The 18,951-nt window shown below is 68.1% G+C and carries 17 protein-coding genes; 9 read left to right on the forward strand and 8 right to left on the reverse strand.

The features are described 5' to 3' along the window. Nucleotides 1-19 precede the first annotated feature (19 nt). Both QX204_RS17660 and QX204_RS17665 read right to left on the reverse strand, forming a co-directional pair. A complete protein-coding gene (locus QX204_RS17660) occupies nt 20-1,081 on the reverse strand; it encodes an LLM class flavin-dependent oxidoreductase (RefSeq protein WP_301900833.1) in 1,062 nt (353 codons plus the stop codon). A 33-nt stretch (nt 1,082-1,114) separates the two neighbouring features. Next, entirely contained in the window at nt 1,115-2,119 is a 1,005-nt protein-coding gene (locus QX204_RS17665; protein WP_301900834.1) for an acyl-CoA dehydrogenase family protein, read from the reverse strand. Nucleotides 2,120-2,590: 471 nt separating this feature from the next. On the opposite strand from QX204_RS17665, the gene QX204_RS17670 reads away from it, so the two are divergent. The 4 genes from QX204_RS17670 (at nt 2,591) to QX204_RS17685 (ending at nt 7,051) form a co-directional block, all read left to right on the forward strand. Then, a complete protein-coding gene (locus QX204_RS17670; protein WP_301900835.1) occupies nt 2,591-3,799 on the forward strand; it encodes an LLM class flavin-dependent oxidoreductase in 1,209 nt (402 codons plus the stop codon). A 10-nt stretch (nt 3,800-3,809) separates the two neighbouring features. Beyond that, nucleotides 3,810-5,174 (forward strand): NtaA/DmoA family FMN-dependent monooxygenase, encoded by a 1,365-nt coding sequence (locus QX204_RS17675; protein ID WP_301900836.1) that lies wholly within the window; start codon nt 3,810-3,812, stop codon nt 5,172-5,174. Nucleotides 5,175-5,647: 473 nt separating this feature from the next. Further along, nucleotides 5,648-6,076: a cupin domain-containing protein gene (locus tag QX204_RS17680; RefSeq protein ID WP_301908027.1), complete on the forward strand. Its 429-nt coding sequence runs from the start codon at nt 5,648-5,650 to the stop codon at nt 6,074-6,076. Nucleotides 6,077-6,133: 57 nt separating this feature from the next. Beyond that, nucleotides 6,134-7,051, forward strand: a complete 918-nt coding sequence (locus QX204_RS17685; protein WP_301900837.1) for an LLM class F420-dependent oxidoreductase — start codon at nt 6,134-6,136, stop codon at nt 7,049-7,051. Between the two features lie 12 nt (nt 7,052-7,063). Here QX204_RS17685 and QX204_RS17690 read toward each other — a convergent pair whose 3' ends face one another. Further along, nucleotides 7,064-7,819: a class I SAM-dependent methyltransferase gene (locus QX204_RS17690; protein ID WP_301900838.1), complete on the reverse strand. Its 756-nt coding sequence runs from the start codon at nt 7,817-7,819 to the stop codon at nt 7,064-7,066. 173 nt (nt 7,820-7,992) lie between these two features. On the opposite strand from QX204_RS17690, the gene QX204_RS17695 reads away from it, so the two are divergent. The 4 genes from QX204_RS17695 (at nt 7,993) to QX204_RS17710 (ending at nt 10,898) form a co-directional block, all read left to right on the forward strand. Further along, nucleotides 7,993-9,198, forward strand: a complete 1,206-nt coding sequence (locus tag QX204_RS17695) for a cation:proton antiporter domain-containing protein (RefSeq protein WP_301900839.1) — start codon at nt 7,993-7,995, stop codon at nt 9,196-9,198. Between the two features lie 33 nt (nt 9,199-9,231). After that, on the forward strand, nt 9,232-9,696 hold the full coding sequence (locus tag QX204_RS17700) for an SRPBCC family protein (RefSeq protein WP_301900840.1): 465 nt from the start codon (nt 9,232-9,234) through the stop codon (nt 9,694-9,696). Nucleotides 9,697-9,816: 120 nt separating this feature from the next. Further along, nucleotides 9,817-10,092 (forward strand): GlsB/YeaQ/YmgE family stress response membrane protein, encoded by a 276-nt coding sequence (locus QX204_RS17705; RefSeq protein ID WP_301900841.1) that lies wholly within the window; start codon nt 9,817-9,819, stop codon nt 10,090-10,092. A gap of 179 nt (nt 10,093-10,271) precedes the next feature. After that, entirely contained in the window at nt 10,272-10,898 is a 627-nt protein-coding gene (locus tag QX204_RS17710) for a TetR/AcrR family transcriptional regulator (RefSeq protein WP_301900842.1), read from the forward strand. A 49-nt stretch (nt 10,899-10,947) separates the two neighbouring features. On the opposite strand, the gene QX204_RS17715 is transcribed toward QX204_RS17710, so the two are convergent. The 3 genes from QX204_RS17715 to QX204_RS17725 all read right to left on the reverse strand — a co-directional run bounded on the left by QX204_RS17715 (nt 10,948) and on the right by QX204_RS17725 (nt 15,225). Beyond that, nucleotides 10,948-12,012, reverse strand: a complete 1,065-nt coding sequence (locus QX204_RS17715) for a lipocalin-like domain-containing protein (RefSeq protein ID WP_301900843.1) — start codon at nt 12,010-12,012, stop codon at nt 10,948-10,950. Between the two features lie 17 nt (nt 12,013-12,029). Next, entirely contained in the window at nt 12,030-13,319 is a 1,290-nt protein-coding gene (locus QX204_RS17720; protein ID WP_301900844.1) for an oxygenase MpaB family protein, read from the reverse strand. 94 nt (nt 13,320-13,413) lie between these two features. Beyond that, nucleotides 13,414-15,225, reverse strand: a complete 1,812-nt coding sequence (locus QX204_RS17725) for a multicopper oxidase family protein (RefSeq protein WP_301900845.1) — start codon at nt 15,223-15,225, stop codon at nt 13,414-13,416. Nucleotides 15,226-15,462: 237 nt separating this feature from the next. Between QX204_RS17725 and QX204_RS17730 the strand changes: the two genes are divergently transcribed. Next, nucleotides 15,463-17,112: an FAD-dependent monooxygenase gene (locus QX204_RS17730; protein WP_301900846.1), complete on the forward strand. Its 1,650-nt coding sequence runs from the start codon at nt 15,463-15,465 to the stop codon at nt 17,110-17,112. A 9-nt stretch (nt 17,113-17,121) separates the two neighbouring features. On the opposite strand, the gene QX204_RS17735 is transcribed toward QX204_RS17730, so the two are convergent. Further along, the gene (locus QX204_RS17735) at nt 17,122-17,598 is read right to left on the reverse strand and encodes a hypothetical protein (RefSeq protein ID WP_301900847.1); all 477 of its coding nucleotides are present in this window, start codon (nt 17,596-17,598) and stop codon (nt 17,122-17,124) included. 274 nt (nt 17,599-17,872) lie between these two features. Next, nucleotides 17,873-18,841, reverse strand: coding sequence for an SDR family NAD(P)-dependent oxidoreductase (locus QX204_RS17740; RefSeq protein ID WP_301900848.1), 969 nt, complete (start codon nt 18,839-18,841; stop codon nt 17,873-17,875). Nucleotides 18,842-18,951 lie beyond the last annotated feature (110 nt).

An 18,951-nucleotide genomic window follows, 5' to 3' on the forward strand; every position in this document is an offset into this window, starting at 1 on the left:
GTCAGGACAGCAGCGGGGCTCACTCCCCGAGTAACGGCAGCAGCTGGGAACCCTGGCGCTCGATCTCGCGCAGATACGGGGTGTCGGACAGCACGAAGTGGGTGATGCCGAGATCGCGGTACTTGCGCAGCGACTTGGCCACATCCTCGGCGGAACCGACCAACCAGGTGGTGCCCGCGCCGCCGCCACCGTATTTGCCCGGTGCGGTGTAGAGGTTGTCGTCGAGTACCTCGCCGCGCGCGGCCAGGTCGAGCAGTCGCTGTTGGCCGACAGCGGTGCGGCGGTGCGGATTCGAGGCGCCCTGGCTGTTCTTCGCCATCTCCGCGACCTTCGCCTCGGCGTCGGCCCACGCCTGCTCGGTGGTGTCGCGGACGAAAGTCGTGATACGCAAACCGAATTCGAGCGGTGCGTGTTCACGGCCCAGTTCGGTGCTCAGCGCGCGCAACCGTTCGATGCGCTCACGCACCCCTTCCAGGGGCTCACCCCAGAACAACTGGACGTCGGCCTCGGTCGCGGCGACCCGTTCGGCCGCCTCGGAGGCCCCACCGAAGTACAGCGTCGGATGACGACGTTCGCCGCGCGGCTCGATGCGGGGCACCACCGTGGAGTCGGTGACCTGGAAGTGCTCGCCGCGGTAGGTGACGTTCTCCTCGGTCCACAGCTTGCGGACGAGCTGGAGGAACTCCTTGGTGCGGGCGTAGCGGTCGGCCTGGTCGCCCTCGCTGTCGCCGTAGGCGGCCAGATCGTCCTTGCCGGAGACGATGTTCACCCGGACCCGGCCGCCGGAGAGGTGGTCGAGCGTGGCAGCGGCGGAGGCGAAGTTCGCCGGACGCCAATAGCCGGGCCGGATCGCGATGAGCGGCTCGAAGGACTCGGTCCTGGCCGCCAGCGCCGCGGCGACGGTCAGGGTGTCGGGGCGGCCCCAGCCGGTGCCGAGCAGCGCGCCCTTCCAGCCGTGCGCCTCCAGCGCCTTCGCCTGCGTGTTCAGGGTGTCCAGGCTGTTGTGGTCGGCGGCCACGGGCTCGCCGCGGTGGCCGGGCGTGACCTGATTGGGGATGTACCAGAGGAATTCGAGACTCATGTTCGGTGGTTCCGTTCGGTGGTGATCAGCGGGTCAGCGCAGCGAGCTGGGCGCGACGGACATCGGCGGTCTGGCCCTGGACCAGGACGAAGAGGACGGAGCGGGCGTGTAATTGCGCGGTGTCGTCACCGCCGAGGCCACGGCCGGACCTGGTGATGAGCAGGGCGCGGCTGATCGCCGAGAGTGCTTCGCCGCTGGCCACTTTGGTGGCAAGGCGCTCCTCGAGGCGATGCGGTCCCCGCCCGCCGCTGTCGCTTCGTCGGCGAGCGCGTACGCGGTGGAACGGATGTCGGCGACGCGTGGGCGCCAGGTCGCCGCGACGGCCGCGGCGAGCGGCACGGTGCTGCACTCCAGCTCGGTCAGGATCGTCTCGGCGAGGCCGAAGTGATGGGCTCGCGCGTCACTCGCGGTCCCGGCGTCGGCGAAGCGCGCTTCGTCGAGACTCTGTGTGGTGAGGACGTTCTCGTCGGGGACGAAGACTTCGTCCAGGTGCACCCGGGCCGTCCGGCTGCCCGCGACGGCGCCGAGTTCCAGCGGCCCGGCGCTGCGGGTTCGTTCCCCGACCGGGACGAGCGCGGTGACCACGGTTTCGGTATCCGGTTCCACGGCAGCCACGGTGAGCGCCGAGTTCAGACCCCAACCGCTGACCCAGGACAGGGTGCCCTCGAAGATCCAGCCGTTGGCCGCCTTACGGGCCGCGACATAGTGATCGGGGAACCGCCGCACATCGCTGACCCCCGCGCCGAGCAGCAACTCCCCGCGCAGAATCCGTGCGGCGAGCGCCGACACCGGAGCACCCGTCGCGCGTGCGGCGGCGATGCGCCCGGCCAGCGGCGCGTGCTGGGCCCAGACCAGCCAGGTGTTGAAGCAGGCGCCGGCGATGATCTCGTGGACTCGACGGTCGGTGTCGCGGTCGATCGCGAGCCCACCGAATTCGCTCGGCGCGAGATGGTTGAGCAGGCCGAGTTCGCCCAGTTCGTCGATGCGATCCGCGAGAACCCCGTCCCGGTCGGTCGACAACGCGGCGGGTCTCAACACTTGCTCCGCATAGTCACGCACTCGAACGAGTAACTCCTCGCTCGGGTTTTCCTGCGCTGTCTTCACGTCGAAAGTATCGACCCGCCCGGCGAGCGAAAGCCTTTACCCACCTCCGGCTTACACCGAGTTTCACTGCTGTCACCTGGGCGGACGGGTCGCGGCACGAAATAAATTCCCGAAGAGCGAGAAGTCGGTGAGATACGTCAGGTGACGAGGATCTACCGGTGCGACGGTCGACGCAATGGTGAAGCGACGGCCTATTTCCCGTCGATCGGGCTGAATTCAACGGTTGACGTCCTCGCGGCGCCCGTTCACATGCCTCCGGCCACCCCCGCTGGCCACCTGTGATCGAGAGCGGCCTCGAGCCGCCGCCCCTCAGGCGACCACGGCACCCGTACCCGGCGCGCAGCGGGTGCCCGGCATCGAGCGTTGCACCAGGCACCGTTCACCGAACCACAGAAATGGCAGACGATGGCACCGAACCCACTGCACCTGGGTGTCGCGCTCGACGGCGCGGGCTGGCACCCGGCCGCCTGGCGAGCACCGAACTCGCGGCCCACCGAATTGTTCAGCGCCGGCTACTGGGCCGACCTGGTCGGCACCGCGGAACGCGGCCTGCTCGACTTCGTCACGATCGAGGACAGCCTGCGCGTCCCGGGTCCGCTGCACACCCGCGACGACAACGCCGTAGACCAGGTCCGCGCCCGGCTCGACGCACATCTCATCGCCGCCGGCCTCGCCCCGATCACGCGCCACATCGGACTCATCCCGACGGTGACGACCACCCACACCGAGCCGTTCCACGTCTCCACCGCGCTCGCCACCCTCGACTACACCTCCCGCGGCCGCGCGGGCTGGCAGGTCAGGGTCTCGGCCGGGACCGAGGAAGCCGAGCACTTCGGGCGGCGCGAGATCACCGAACCGACGCCCGCCGAGTTCGCCGACATCATCGCCACCGGCACGCTCCCCGAATACGCCGAAGCATTGTTCGAGGAGGCCACCGACGCCGTAGAAGTGGTGCGCCGCCTGTGGGACAGCTGGGAGGACGACGCCGAGATCCGCGATGTCGCCACCCGTCGCTTCATCGACCGCGACAAGCTGCACTACATCGACTTCGAAGGTCGCTTCTTCGACGTCCGCGGTCCCTCCATCACCCCGCGCCCACCACAGGGTCAGCCGGTGGTGACCGCACTCGCCCACGCCCCGCGCGTCTACGAATTCGCTTCCGCGGCAGCCGATCTCGTCTTCATCACACCCACGCGCGAGCACGGACCCGCGGAAATCCTGCGACAGGTCGCGACCGCTGGTGCGACCAGGGTGGGCGAACCACTGCGGGTGTATGCCGACCTGGTCGTCTTCCTCGACACCGACGACGACACCGGCGCGCAACGCCTGGCCCGCCTGAACGATCAGTCCGGTGCCGAATTCACCTCCGACGCGGCCATTTTCACCGGCCGCGCCGAGGAACTCGCCGATCTGCTCACCGACTGGGACGCCCAGGGGGTCGACGGATTCCGGCTGCGTCCCGGTGTGGCTGTCGACGACCTGGCCGCGATCGCGGACCGACTCGTGCCCGCCCTCCAACAGCGCGGAGTGTTCCGCACCGGCTACCCCGAGCAATCCCTGCGCGGACTGCTCGGACTGTCGACCACCGTGCCCAACCGTTACGCCCGAGTGTGAGGTCCCATTGATGAGTACACCCCGTAAGCAGGTCATCCTCGGCGCCTACCTCGGCGGCGTGAACCACCACACCGCCTGGTGGCACCCCCAGGCGGGCAGCCAGATCGATTTCAGCTCGTTCGAACACACCGCGCGCACAGCCGAACGCGGCAAGTTCGACTTCTTCTTCCTCGCCGAAGGTCTCATCCTGCGTGAACGCGCGGGCCAGATCTTCGACCAGGACATCATCGGCCGTCCCGACACCTTCGGGGTGCTGGCCGCTATCGCCGCGGTCACGAAGCACCTCGGCCTCGCGGGCACCATCAACGCCACGTTCAACGAGCCCTACGAACTGGCCCGCCAATTCGCCACCCTCGATCACCTCTCCGGCGGACGCGCCGCCTGGAACGTGGTGACCTCCTTCGACGCCTTCACCGGACAGAACTTCCGCCGCGGCGGCTTCCTCGACCCGGCCGACCGGTATGTGCGGGCCGAGGAGACGTTGAACGCTGTTCGCGCCCTGTGGGATTCGTGGAACGTCGACGACATCGTCGCCGACAAGGACAGTGGGCGATTCCTGGCCAGGCCCGACGCGGGCGCGTTCGCGTTCCGTGGTCGGCAGTTCGACATCTCCGGGCGCTTCACCGTGCCGCGCAGCCCGCAGGGCAGGCCGGTGATCCTCCAGGCCGGTGTCTCGCCGCAGGGCCGCGATTTCGCCGCGGCCAATGCCGACGCCATCTTCTCCCCCTACGGCAAGCTTCCCGAGGCCGCGGACTTCTATCGCGACATCAAGGCGCGCGCGGTGGCGGCCGGGCGCTCGGCCGATGACATCAAGATCCTGCCATCGGCGAGTTTCGTCCTCGGCGACACCGAAGCCGAGGCGATCGAGAAATACCACGCGATCCGCAACGAACAGGTCACCGGACAGACCGCGCTGATCCTGCTCGAACAGATCTGGAACCGGGATCTGTCCGGCTACGACCCCGAGGGCCCGATCCCCGACATCGAGCCGGATCCCGATGCGCCGTCGTTCATCCAGGGCCGCGCCTTCCTGCACCAGGATCGCTTCGCCACGGTCAAGCGACTGCGCGACATCTCCGAGGCCAAGAAGCTGACCTTGCGCGAGACGGTGATCGACCAGTTCGAGCGCGGCCCGATCGTCGGCACGCCGGCCCAGGTCGCGGAGAAGATCGACGAATTCGTCAACAACGACGGCTCCGACGGTTTCATCCTCGGCTCGCACCTCGTTCCCACCGGCTTGGACGAATTCGTCGACCGCGTGGTCCCGCTGCTCCAAGACCGCGGTGCCCTTCGCACGGAATACACCGGAACGACCCTGCGAGACAACCTCGGCCTCCCCGATCTGCGATCGGCCACGGTTTCCGTAGACGCCTGAGTGATGTTGCTGCTGTGGGCATCTCGCGTCAGCGCCCACAGCAGCGGCTCACGTCGTCGCGCACCCGTGCGCCCCTGCGAACCGATCGCGCAGCCGTTACGGTGAGCGACATGCAGGTCCGGACCGTGTCGGGCTCGTCGCCGTGACCGATGGTAGGACCGACATGTCCACCTGACGTAATCCGACGGGACTCATCTATGACCTCCGGCAACTCCACCGATTCCGGCCCGGTAGTCGTCACCACGCTCGATGCCTGGTTGAGCGCGGGCGACCGACTTCACGTCGACAACGAGCGGACCAACTGGGCGGGTGACGACGAGGCCGCGCTCGCGGTCGCCGACCTGGTGCCGACGACCGCGCCCGTTCTCGTACTCACCCCGCGCGGGATCTCCCCCACCAGCGACACCGTTCCCCGGTCCGCCGTCAGTGCCGTCCGCTGGGCTCGCCGCGGTCCCGCCGGTCGCCATACGGAGTTGCTGCACCGGCCCGCCACGGCCGCGACGCTGGACCTGCTTCCGCATCCCGAAGGTGGCTGGTTCCGCGAAACCTGGCGCAGCACACACACCTTCGAGCCCGAGGGCTATCCGGGCCCGCGCGTCGCCGCGACCGGCATCCTGTTCCTGCTGCCTTCGGACGAACAGTCGATCTGGCACGCGGTGCGCTCCGACGAGCTCTGGATGTGGCACCGGGGCGGGCCGCTGGAGCTGTCCCTCGGCGGCGACCGTGACACACCGGGCACACCCGAGCGGGTGATCCTCGGCCCGGACATCGAACAGGGGCACCGCGTACAGCAACTCGTGCCCGCGGGCCACTGGCAGGCCGCACGGCCCTACGCGGACGCGGAAGTACTGGTCAGCTGTGTGGTCGCGCCCGGCTTCGATTTCGACGATTTCCGCAGCTGAGACGCACGGGGATCGGTGCCCGGGCGGACCACGCACGCATCGGGCACGATGATGATCATGGACCTCCGTATCTTCACCGAGCCTCAGCAGGGCGCCGACTACGACACATTGCTGTCGGTGGCGCGCGCGGCCGAGGAGCTCGCCTTCGACGCGTTCTTCCGTTCCGACCACTACCTCGCCATGGGCGATGCCTCCGGCCTGCCCGGCCCCACCGATGCGTGGATCACCCTGGCCGGGCTGGCCAGGGACACCTCCCGGATCCGACTGGGCACCCTGGTCACCGCCGCGACCTTCCGGTTGCCGGGACCCCTGGCCATCCAGATCGCCCAGGTGGATCAGATGTCGGGCGGACGGGTCGAACTCGGTCTGGGCAGCGGCTGGTTCGCCGCCGAACACGCGGCCTACGGCATCCCGTTCCCGGACAATCGGTTCGGTCTGCTCGAGGAGCAGCTGGCCATCGTCACCGGCCTGTGGGAGACCGAGCCGGGGTCGACGTTCAGCTTCGACGGCGCCCACTACCAGCTCACCGATTCCCCCGCCCTGCCCAAGCCGGTGCAGGATCCGGTACCGGTGATCATCGGCGGCAACGGCAAGGTCCGCACCCCGCGCCTGGCGGCCCGCTACGCCACCGAGTTCAACATGCCGTTCGCCTCGATCGCCGACAGCGCCGCCCAGTTCGACCGGGTGCGCGCCGCCGTGCGCACAGCCGGACGCACCGACGACCTGGTGTACTCCAACGCCCTGGTCGCCTGTGTGGGACGCACCGACGCCGAGGTGGCGCGCCGGGCCGCCGCGATCGGCCGCGAGGTCGACGAGCTGAAGGAAAACGGTCTGGCCGGTTCGCCCGCCGAGGTCGTCGACAAGATCGCCCGCTACCGCGAGATCGGCGCGAGCCGGATCTACTTGCAGATCCTCGATCTCGCCGACCTCGACCACCTCGAACTCATCGCCGCCGAGGTGGCATCGCAGCTCTGAGAAGGCCGGCTGTCAGTCGCTGTGCAGGACGAAGAACAGGAAACAGAGGAACCGCGTGCCGGTGCTCTCGTCGAAGATCTCGGGGGCCAGCTCTCGGGCGGCGGGTAGCGCCGGCGGTTCGCTGATGACACCGATGCGAAAGCCCGCCGCGGTGAAGGCATCGGTCATCGCGTGCAGCGGCCGGTCCCAGAAGCTCAGCTGGGCGGTCTGCCCGCCCATGGTCCATTCTTCGACCCGGTTGCGGGTCTGGAAATAGTTGGTCTCGTCCCCGGCCAGGCGCTGCCCGAGAAAGTTGGCGAAAGGATGCTCGACCGAGGCGATGAGACGTCCGCCCGGCACCAGTACGCGGCGTAGCTCAGCCAGGGTAGGTCCCCAGTCCCGCAGGTAGTGCAGCACCAGAGACGCGACGACGTCGTCGAACGCGCCGTCGGGAAAGGGCAGCGGGTCCGCCAGATCAGCGACCCGTAGGTCCGCATCGGGGCCGAGGCGCTGCCCGGCCTGCTCCAGCATCCGCGAGCTCGCGTCGATGCCGGTCACGACCGCGCCCCGATCGCGCAGCGCGGCGAACAGTGGGCCGGAGCCGCAGCCGGCGTCCAGGATCCGCCGCCCGGTGACGTTCCCGGCGAGCTCGAGCAGTGCGGGCCGGTTGTAGTGCACGTGTACAAGATTGGTCGCGTTCTCGGCCGTGTAGCCCTCAGCGAAGCTGTCATAGGCACTTGCCGAGGCCGGATCAGCGGGAAGCGCACGACCTTCTGGAATCGATGCCATGCGATCCATCCTGACACGCGGAACTTGCCCTCGGCCGAACAATGATTCGGTGCCCGGCGGCCACGATCGTGGGGATCCGGCCGCGCCGGCAGGTGATCGGGCCCACTCGACAGCCTGGAGACGACGGCGGGTGTCGTCCTTGTGGAAACCCGTTGTTCTGGCAGGCTGTCCTGGTGACCGGAGTGATTCTCGCGGTGTCGTCGGCGTTCGTGGTGTGGGCGATGCTGGCCGGGTGGTTCGAGCGGCACCGCATCACCGCTCCGATGGTGGTCGTCGCGGCGGGGATCGTCGTCGGTATCGCATCCTACGGCGACGTCGCCGAAGTCCTCGACGCGCACGCCGCGCTGGAGGCCGCCGAGATCATCCTCGCGGTGTTGCTGTTCATCGACTCCTCCGAAGCGCGCGGCCGACTGCTCGGCGGCAATCCCGGTGTCGTTGTCCGGATGATGGTGGTGGCCCTGCCGCTGAGCATCGTCGCGGCCATGCTTCTCGGTTCCTGGCTGGTCCCGACCGCCGGATGGGCACTGCTTCTGGTGATCGCCTGCGTGGTCATGCCCACCGATTTCTCACCCGCTACGTCGATCCTGCGCGACAAGCGAGTACCCGAGCGGGTCCGCGATGTGCTCAATATCGAAGCAGGCTACAAAGACGGGATCCTGGCGCCGGTGCTGTTCTTCGGCGTGGCCGTCGCCGCGGGCACCGCGGCGTCGGGAACCGTGCTCGGCGCGCTCGGCTCGGCGGTGTGGGCCGTCGCCGTGGCGGTCGTGGTCGGCGTCGCGCTCGGCTTCGTCCTGGGAATCACCGTCAACGCGGCCGAACGGCGCGGACTGATGACCGCGCAGTCCGAGCGGATGGTCGTCGTCGCCGCCCCCATTCTGACGTTCGCCGTGGTGCACGAACTGGGCGGCAACGAATTCGTCGCCCCGTTCCTGTGCGGAGTCATGTTCCATCACCTCCGCCGTCGGTCCGAGAATTTCGCCGAAGGCCATCAGCTGATCGACGACGTCGGATTCCTGCTCACCACCCAGATGTGGTTCGCCTTCGGCGCCGCCGCCGTCGTCGCGCTCGCCGGCGAGATCGACTGGCGATTGATCGTGTTCAGCGCGGGCGTTCTCACGGTGGCGCGCATAGTGCCCGTCGCGATTTCCCTGGTGGGATCCGGGCTCCCGCGGCGAGAAGTCCTACTCCTGGGATGGATCGGTCCGCGTGGTACCCCCTCGATCATCTTCGGGCTGCTCGCGTTCAACCTGCTGCCCGAGCAGTACGGCGAGCCGGTGTTGACCGTCATGGTCATGACGGTGCTGGGCAGCATCGTCCTGCACGGAGTCGGATCCACCCTGGCCGCGAACCTTTCGAGGAGATCGTCGTCGGTGACGTGAACACCTCGACGACCGTGTGCGAGGGTGGACGACATGACGGTAGAACGGTTCGAAGTCCAGCGGCACATCACCGCCTCACCCGCGGAGATCTTCACGCTGCTGTGCTCCCCCGAAGGGCACGTAGCCATCGACAGTTCGGGCATGCTGCAATCGGCGGAGGGAAAGCCCGTCACCGGCGTGGGCGACGAGTTCGTCGTGCACATGGACCGTGAGTCGCTCAACGACTTCCCGATGGGCAAGTACGACGTGACGGTGATCATCACCGAATTCGAGCAGGACACCCACCTCGAATGGACGATCTCGGGCGCCATCAAGCCGCCGATCGAGCACCTGTACGGCTACCGCCTGGAAGCCGACGACAACGGCACGCTGGTCACCTCGTACTACGACTGGAGCAAGATCGCGCCCCGCTACCGCGAGGCGGCCATCTTCCCGATCATCCCCGAGGCGGCCCTGCGCGCCACCCTCGGCATCCTCGCCCGCACCATCCAGAAATAGCACGACCCACATCATCTGCCCGACAGCCTGATTGACCGCACGAGGCCGGGGTATGCCGCCGGTGAGAGCGAGGGCCCGCACCGGGTGCTCGCCGGCACGGACAGATGATGGGAGTAGACCATGCTCGGTCTCGGAATTCTCGGTTGGATCATCATCGGCGGACTCGCCGGATGGATCGCCAGCAAGATCATGAAAACCGATGCCCAGCAAGGGATCCTGCTCAACATCGTCGTCGGTGTCATCGGCGGACTGCTCGGCGGATTCCTGCTCAAGCTGTTCGGTGTCGATGTCAACGGCGGCGGGCTGTGGTTCAGCTTCTTCACCTGCATCGCCGGCGCGGTCATCCTGTTGTTCCTCGTCGGTTTGGTCACCGGTCGCCGCGGCGTCTCGCGTTAACCGACACGACCTCAGTGCACGGCCCGAAGCCCCCTCAGGGTTTCGGGCCGTTTTCTGTCTCCCACGACGGCTCACTGTCCGATCCGGTCGGACTGAACCGCATCGCCCGACCATACCTTTTGGTAGGTTGAACTGTACGGTGAAGTATGGTGCCAGCCGCGAGCCGCGAGGAGACGTCCATGACCGACGAGCCAGGCAACACCCGGCCGACGGCGCCGGTGTCCAAACGCAAAGCGGCGGCCGCGCGTGGGGCGGCGCGCAGGCTCGGCGTCGAGGACTGGACCGACGCGGCGTTGGGTGTGCTGCTGCGCGACGGCGTCGCCGCCATCACCATCGCCAAGGTCTGCGATGAACTCGGCGTCACCAAAGGTAGCTTCTACTGGCATTTCGACGGTATCGACCAGTTGCTCGAGACCACCGCGCAGTTCTGGTGCGCCGATCAGAACGACGCGGCCCGCGGGTTCACCGACCTCGACGAACTGCCGGTGCAGGAACGCTTGGCCCGGATGGGAGCCTTGCTCACCGGCGAGCGGGTCTGGCAGGTGGAACTCGCGGTCCGCGACTGGGCGCGCACCAATGCCAAGGTGGCCGAGGCGGTGAAGGCGCTGGATCAACGGATCTTCCACACCCTGTCGAAGACCCTGGTCGACATGGGATTCTCCGCGGAACAGGCGGAGATGCGCGCCGGACTGATGTGCTTCGCCGGGATCGGCTTCGTGCACGGGAACCAGAACCTTCCCGTGCCGACCGAGGATCAGCGCCGCGAGTTCTTCCGGTTCATCACCAGCACCGAGCCGCCCCGCTGAGCTGCGATGCGCCGCACCGAGTTCTGTGCCGGTGAGCACGGCCCGGCGGTCATGTCAGCGCGACCAGTTCGTGCAGCGTGGTCCCGCTGCGTCGCTGCGGTCCGCTCTCGGTGTGCACGGTCAGGTCGAAGCTCGACTCGAACCGGAAATAGCCCGGGTGCCCGACCAGTCGGTGCACCAGGGGTTTGACCAGGCGCGAACGCACGATCGGCAGATCGTCGAGCAGGTCGTGGGCGTGGATGACCCGCTCGACATCCAGGCGCAGTTCGAGTTTTCCGGGCACCTGCAGTGCGACCCATTCGGGGTAGTTCCGCCCCGCCGTGGCGTCGAAGCGCGCGGGTCCCTCGGTGAGGACGGTCTCGCCGGTGGACAGCACGATGTCGGCGTGGTGGGCGAGCATCAGCGGGCTGATCTCGTGTCCGCCGTGACGCTGCTGGGTGAGCACCGAGGCGAACAGCAGCGAGTAGTCGTCGACGTACAGCCTGCCCCAATGCCAGCGCTCGATGATCCTCTTCATGTCGCCGACGCCCCAGTTGTGGTCGTGATATCCACGTCCGGTGACCTCGTGTCGCACCCCGTCGAGCTCGATCGAGCCGGTGACCGCGGCACGCGGCGCGGCGACCATCCAGCCGAAGGAATCCTTGGCGCCGAAACGGGTCTCCCCCTTGCCGGGCATCCAGCTGGGGACCTCGTTGTGGAACCGCAGGTCGAAGACCAGACCGTCCTCGGCCATCCGCAGGTGATGGATCGGTAGGCCGTCGTCGCGGAACTCGGTGCGCGCGGTGTTGGCGCCGACGCGCACATCGCAGGCATCGGGCGAGAACGAGGTCGCCGAGTGCGGATAGCGCCGCGACACCTGGCGGCGGGTGCCGTCGGGGGCGTAGACCATCATCTCCACCCAGGGCCGGGCCAACGGCAGGTCCTCGGGTCGACGTTTGGTCAGGAAACCGATCACCACGTGGCCGGTGTCGAGGTGCGCGTCGAAGTACCAGTGTTCGAAGGCGAGCTTGCTCGGCGAGGGATGCAATCCGTTGTGGCGCGGCTCGACCGGTGTGAGTTCGCCGTCGCGACGTCCCGGCCCGTTCCATACTTCGACGATGTCTGCGGTAGTCATGGCTGCTTTCGGTGGGTTCATCGGCGCAGGGCACCGCTGGCATCGAATGCCGCTGTGCGGCCCTGCATCTGGGCTCGATACCAGTTCTCGCGATGGGCGAGCATGAGCTTTTCGTGCGCCCGCGCGAACGGCGGGCAGATCCGGCGCACGATCTCCATCGCGGTGATCAGCGGAAAACGCAGGATCGGGATGAGGATCCATGGGAACGCCGGCGGCATGGTGTAGTGACGGCGGGTGCCGGGGGCCATGTACATCGCGGAGTACACGGAATTGATCCGGTAGTTGTACTTCTCGCGCCACCGGGTCAGACCACGGTGGCCGTCGCGGGGGGCGAAGGCCGCCGGATAGGACTCGATCAGTTCGGTCCCGTGCTGTCCGGCGTCGTAGGACCGCGAGACGATGGTCATCGCCAACACCCGCAGTCCGTCGAGGACGGTCTCCGGATACCAGCGCACCCGCACGCCGAGCAGGTGACCCATGTACTTCTGGAAATGCAGCAGCGCACGGATTTCCGACGGCGTCGTCTGATAGCCCAGTGCCCAAAGGCCGAGGCCGGGCGTCACGCTGCCCGCCAACAGGGTGAGCATCTGGTAGGTCTGGCTGATCGGCAGCCCCCAGCGCTCGAGGTCCCATTCGGGGTGGCCCGCGACCTTCGCGCGCACCGAGACGTGCATCACGCGCACCTTCAGCGCGGTGGCCCGACCCGCCGAACCCGGGGTGAGCAGCGCGTCAGGGGCGGAGACGTCGATCCAGAAGCGGGTGGTCTCCAGGAACCTGCGCAGGGCGCTGTCGCCCGCGTAGCCACCCGCGAGCGACAGTGGCGTCGCGACCGCGGCCTCGGTGTACATCTCGAGAGTCTCGGCTCCGGCGAAGCTGAAAAGCATGGTGCCCCAGCGCCGCCAGATCGCCGCGCCCTGCTCCACCAGTTCGGGCACCACCCAGTCGGGCACGGTCTCGAACTCGACGAACAACGCGCGCATGGATTCCGGCGCGTCCGGCACCGCATCGATGCCCTCGGCCAGCGCCGTCTCCAGCATCGCGCGCCCGGCTTTCGACCCGATCGCACCGTGCATCACCTCGGCGACGAACCGTTCGGCTACCGGGTCACCGGTGAACAGGTCCTCGCACAGCGCACTCGCCTGCTCGTCGCTGGGAAACAGCCGCTGCCTGGTGACGGTCGTGAAGACGCGCTCGAGCCGACGCACCAGCGGGGTGTCGCGCGCTTCCCAATAGCGAAAGGCGCTGGGGCACTTCACCAGCGGCCCGGAGCGAAGGTGCTCGACCTGACGTTCGACGGCATCGACCACTGTCGGCCTCCTGATCTGACATCCACTCGCTGACTGCGATCGAGTCCGACCATACTATGCCGAATCTCTTTCCGTACCCCAAAGTACGGAACCGTCACGGCACGATGCGGTACTTCAGCATCATGTCGTGGTCCTCGTGGTCGAGCAGGTGACAGTGCCACACGTATCCGCGCAGATCGTCGTGCTGATGACCGGCATGATCCGGCGCGCGGTGACCGGTATGAGCGTCCCCGCCCACACGTTCGGTCGCGACCCGGCGCCGGAACGGTGCGTCCGGGTCGAAGCCCAGTTCCGCCGCGGTCGGGAACCGCACGATGATGCTGGTGACGGTGCCGCCGTCGACGCGCACGATGTCCTTGGCGCCCGCCTCCCACGGCTGCGGCGCCACCATCGGACCGGCCAGGAATCCTTCGGCCGACGGCGCCCATTTCCGGCCGACGGGCGGCTGCGGATGGGCCAGCTGATAGTCGACGGTGCGCAGCGGAGTCCGGCCGAGAATGCGAAAGGTGACCAGGTGCAGGTGGATCGGGTGCGGGTCGGGCGTGATGTTGATGATGTTCCACTGTTCGACGGTGCCCTGGCGCGGCATCTCGATATCGGGACTGCTGAAGGTGAGGTTGTTCAGCGACATGATCGCGGGCGGCACGCGCAGCTCGTAGGGCTGGCTGACGGTGACATCGCGGATCACCGTCGGCGTCTCGATCGGCGGTAGCAGCGGCGGCAGTCCGGCTCCGCCACGCAGCCGTTCCGGCACGCCGCCCGGGAAGCCGGGCCGATCCTCCACCCGGAACTGACAGAAGCGCGGCATCGCGACCTCGCCGAGAATCGCGGCCTGGGAGACCGGCGCCTCGTCGTTGCGCAGTTCGACGGTCTCGCCCGGGGCCAGTTCGGCGAAGTCCACCAGCAGATCAAACCGTTCACCGGGCGCCAGCCGCAGTTCGTGGGTGGCGACCGGCACGTCGAGCAGGCCGTGATCGTTGCCGATCACCCAGAACCGCATCCGGTTGCCGAAGAACAGATTCCATACGCTGAACGACGCCGCGTTGAGCACGCGGAAGCGGTAGAGGCCACGCGCGACCGGGAGATACGGCCAGATCTTGCCGTTGACCAGACCGATGTCGCCGACGGCCCCACCCTCCCAGCCGCCTTCGGGCACCACCGGTGTCGACCGGACCGATTGGCGCCCGTCCGCGGTGAACAGCTTCTCCTGCAGGACCAACGGCACTTCGAACTCGCCCGCGGGCAGGCCGAGCGGGTTGTCGGGTCGGCCGGTGTCGAACTCGTCGCGCAGCAACAGCATTCCGGCCAGCCCGGCGTAGACGTTCACGCGGGTGATGCCCATGGCGTGGTCGTGATACCAGAGATGGCCGGTGTCCTGCGCCAGCGGGAAGTCGTGGTCGATGTCGCCGCCGGGATAGACGAGTTGTTCCGGGTGCCCGTCGCTGTCGGGCGGGGTCACCCCACCGTGTAGATGCAGCGACGACGGCGGCACGGTGCGGAAACTCTCGGCGACGCCGTGCAGGCTGGTGTCCATGTCGGCGGCAAGGGGGTGGGTGGTCATCCTGTTGGCGAAACGCAGGCGCAGCGGCGTGCCCGCCGGATGCTCGATGGTCGGGCCCAGGTAGCTCATGCCGTTGTAACCCAGTGACGGCGACGGCGGCAGATCGCGGTGGAACCGGTGGGTCGCGGTCTCGGCGACGAGTTCGAGCCGGTCGCCCCGCACCACGGGCAGGCGCGGCATCTCGTCGACGAACGGCTCGACCGCCGGGGAGTGGAACAACAGCGGACTGCGCACTCCCGGTGGCGCGGTGGGCACCGCGCCGACCTGCGACTCTCCCAGCGCCGCGGCGAGCAGGCCCACTCCGGCCGCCCGCAAGAACCGACGGCGTTCGATCGGATGTTCCATGCTCGAGCCCTTCCCGGGCCGCATCGTCGCAGGCACCGCGCGAGCGACCATACCACCGAGTACGGTAACCAGTACCTCCTTGGATGGCACTCGGTGCATCGTCGCAGCACCTGCCGATTTCGGCTGCGCGTGAGCAAGACTCGCGACCGGTTCGGTGGAGGGATTCCGCGGGTCGGCGCCAGGCGTACGATCGGCGGACCACCATGAGCGGGGGCTTCGAGCGCGAGGTGATGTCGCATGTTCGATACCGATGTTCTGATCGTCGGCGCGGGTCCGGTGGGATCGGCGGCCGCCGTGGAGGTGGTCCGACACGGTGTGCGGTGCCGGATCATCGACGCGCAATCCGAACCGCCGCAGTACGCGAAAGCGGTGGGCATCCAACCCCGCACACTGGAGCTGTTCGAGGCGATGGGCGTCCTGCGGGAGGTCCTCGACGCCTCGATCCTGATGCGCGGCCAGATCGTCTACATCAACGGCGCCGAGGCCGACCGAATGGATCTGACGCTGCCACCCGAGGTTCCGTTCGGGTTTCTCGGATTGCCCCAGTACGAGACAGAGCGGATCCTGCGCCGACACCTCGAGTCGCTGGGCACGCGCGTGGAGCGCGGGGTCCGGCTCGTCGGGTTCACCCAGGACGAGGACGGTGTGGATGCCGTGCTCGCCGGACCCGAAGGTGAGCACACGGTGCGGGCACGGTATCTGGTCGGCTGCGACGGGGCGCACAGCACCGTCCGTAAGACGCTGGGTCTGACGTTCGAGGGTGCGGCCTTCGACGAGCAGTACATGCTCGGCGATGTCGAGCTGGACTGGTCACAGCCGCACGGTTACAGCGTGCGGGCGATGCACCAGACCGACGGCGTCACCGACGATGTGCTGGTGTGCATCCCGCTGCCCGGCCACCATCGCTACCGCGTGTCGATGCGGGTTCCACCGGAGCTCGAGATCGACACCTCCGTCGGCGGCGACAAGATCGAGCACGGACTCGGCACCGGGCCCGGCCCCGGCCTGGCCGAGATCCAGGCGGTACTCGACCGGCTCGCGCCGGAACCGGTGACCGCCTCGCATCTGCGCTGGTCCTCGGTCTTCCGGATCAGTCATCGCATCGTCGACGCCTACGGTCGGGGCCGGGTTTTCGTCGCGGGCGATGCCGCCCACATCCACCCGCCCACGGGCGCCCAGGGCATGAACACCGGCATCCAGGACGCGCACAACCTCGCCTGGAAGCTGGCGCTGGCTGTCGACGAGGTGGCCGCGCCGTCGTTGCTGGCCAGCTACGACGCCGAGCGCAGGCCGGTCGGCGAGGAGGTGGTCGGCCGCACCGTCCGGCACGCCCGCGACGGGATCGGCGTCGACGAGTCCGATCCCGAACGCGTTCTGTTGCGCGAGGCGCAGCTGCTGATCGACTACCGGGACAGCCCCCTCGTCACCGAATCCCCCACCGGCGCGCCGTCGCCCCTCGCGGGCAGCCGCGCTCCCGACGCGACCGGGCTGACCCGAGACGGCGTGACGTCACCGTTGCGGCTGTTCCCACTGCTCGCGGGCCCGGGACATACTCTGCTGCGGTACGTCGACAACACCTGCGACACAGCCACTCTCACCGAGATGGAACGCCATGTCGCGCTGCTGCGGAAACTGACCGACGACCACCTCGACACCTACCTCGTCGCGAGTCCGGGAGCCACCGTCGCCCCGACGATCCTGCCCGTCATCCGCGACAGCGACGGCGACTTCGCCCGGCGATACCACTGCGCCGCCGGTGCCGCCTATGTCGTGCGCCCCGACGGCTACCTCGGCTACGCGGCCTCCCCCGCCGCCGAAGACGACCTCATCCGTCATTTCGAGTCGACATTCGCCCCGGCGCCCGAGAGCGTCACGGGGATCGCCTGATCCGCGCCGTTACCGCTCGGGTCTGTCCGTCGGTGCGGTATCGGCTTCGCCGCCCGGAGTGTCGGCGGACCCGATTCTGCGCGGCATCGCCCTCGGCCGAGCGCGCCCGGGAGAAGAATCGGCCCCCGTACGTTTCCGACGCGAGGCGCCGAGATCTATGACCTTGCCTTCGTGCTCGGGGTGCTCGTCTGCCTGTGGCGCGGACAACGCCGCCCCGTGGAACAGCCACGCACCCGTCTCGCCTTGCAACTCCGCTCGCGTCACCGGTCGGGTCGGCGCCGGATCGTCGACTTCCTCCGCAGGCCACGGGCGAGGCCGAGCTTGGTCGACCTTCTCCCGACCGCGCCGCGGCATCCTCGGCAGCCGGACGACATTGGATGACCCGCCCGCCGCACCGGAACCGTCCTCCTCGGCCTTGGCCTTGGCCTCTTCCCATTTCCGACGCAGCCGCTCCACCGCGTCGAAACGGCCTTCATCAGGTCCCATCGTGAACCCTGCCCCGGTTTCCTGCCGACATCGAACTAACCGCGGACAGGTGTCGCGACAGCTATCGGTCCCACAGCAGCCAACACCCCAAACTTCGTCTCAGGCCTATCCTTCACCTTCACATTCTGCATCAAGTCACCCGCCGCCGTCTTCGACCCATCCCAAAGGTCTCGGCAGCGCCCGCTCATCTCTCGAACTGACCCGCGTTCCGCACGGCCTTGTCGACCACTACCTGCCCCCTATTCGCATCGAAGGCGCATCGTTATTGTTGCGATCAGGGTATGTCTGCGGTCACGCCGGTCGCGCTCGCGCAGAACTCCCACAGCCGATCGCGGTCGGCGGCCGACTCCAGGGTGCGCCGCGAGTAGTGCTCGGGCCGTGGTTTGCGGTCGTGCCAGAACAGTCCGGACGGCAGGCCGTCGGTGGCGGCGAGCCAGATCGCGGTATCGGCGCCCTGGGCGGGCGTGCGCAAGAAGGGGCCGGTCAGGGCCCGAAATTTGGGTAGCGAGGTGGCCACGCCCGGTGTGTCCACCCAACCGGGATGCATGCTGTGCACCGCGATGCCCGCTCCGAAATAGCGTTCGGCCAGCACCGGCGTGAGCGCGACCTGCATCCGCTTCGAGCGGGCGTAGGCGGTGGCGCCGCGATAGTCGCCCGTGCGGTACTCGAGATCGTCGGGATGCACAGCCTGGGCGTACATGCCACCCGAGGACATCAGAACCACCCGCGCGTCCCCTGCGCGCTGCAGTGCCGGTGCGAGCATTTCGGTGAGCAGCAGCGGGCCGAGGACGTGCGTCGCGACACAGAGCTCGTATCCCTGCCAACTCTCGGTGCGGGTGACGGGCATGACTCCCGCGTTGTGGACGAGTACGTCCACCTGGTCGGTCCCGCCGACGAAATCGGCGGCGAAATCCCGCACGTCCGCCAGATCGGAGACATCGCATCGCCGCACCTGGACGAGGGCGCCGGGAACAGCCTCGGCGATCTCCGCGGCCGCGGCGTGCCCACGCGCGGTATTGCGCACCACCAAGATGACCGCGGCGCCGAGGTCGGCCAGGCCGAGGGCGATCGCCTTGCCGATGCCGGAGTTCGCACCGGTGACCATGGCGGTGCGGCCCCGCAGCGCCTGCGGCGCGAACGGCGGCCACCCTCGGCTTCGCACCTGAAAGCCGATCCGGCTGTAGCCGGGAGCGATGGTGCGGTCGAGTGCGGAGTCGATGAAGCTCGGAAGGTGAGTGGTCATCGTGCGCCCCTGCCTGATCGATCGACTGACAATTTATGCATCGTTTGTGCGTCGTTTCAATGGTAGCGTCGAAAGTGCGAGCCGGACAGTCCGCCGGCCGATCGAACTCC

This window comes from Nocardia sp. PE-7, from assembly GCF_030486425.1.
Taxonomy (GTDB): Bacteria; Actinomycetota; Actinomycetes; order Mycobacteriales; family Mycobacteriaceae; genus Nocardia; species Nocardia salmonicida_A.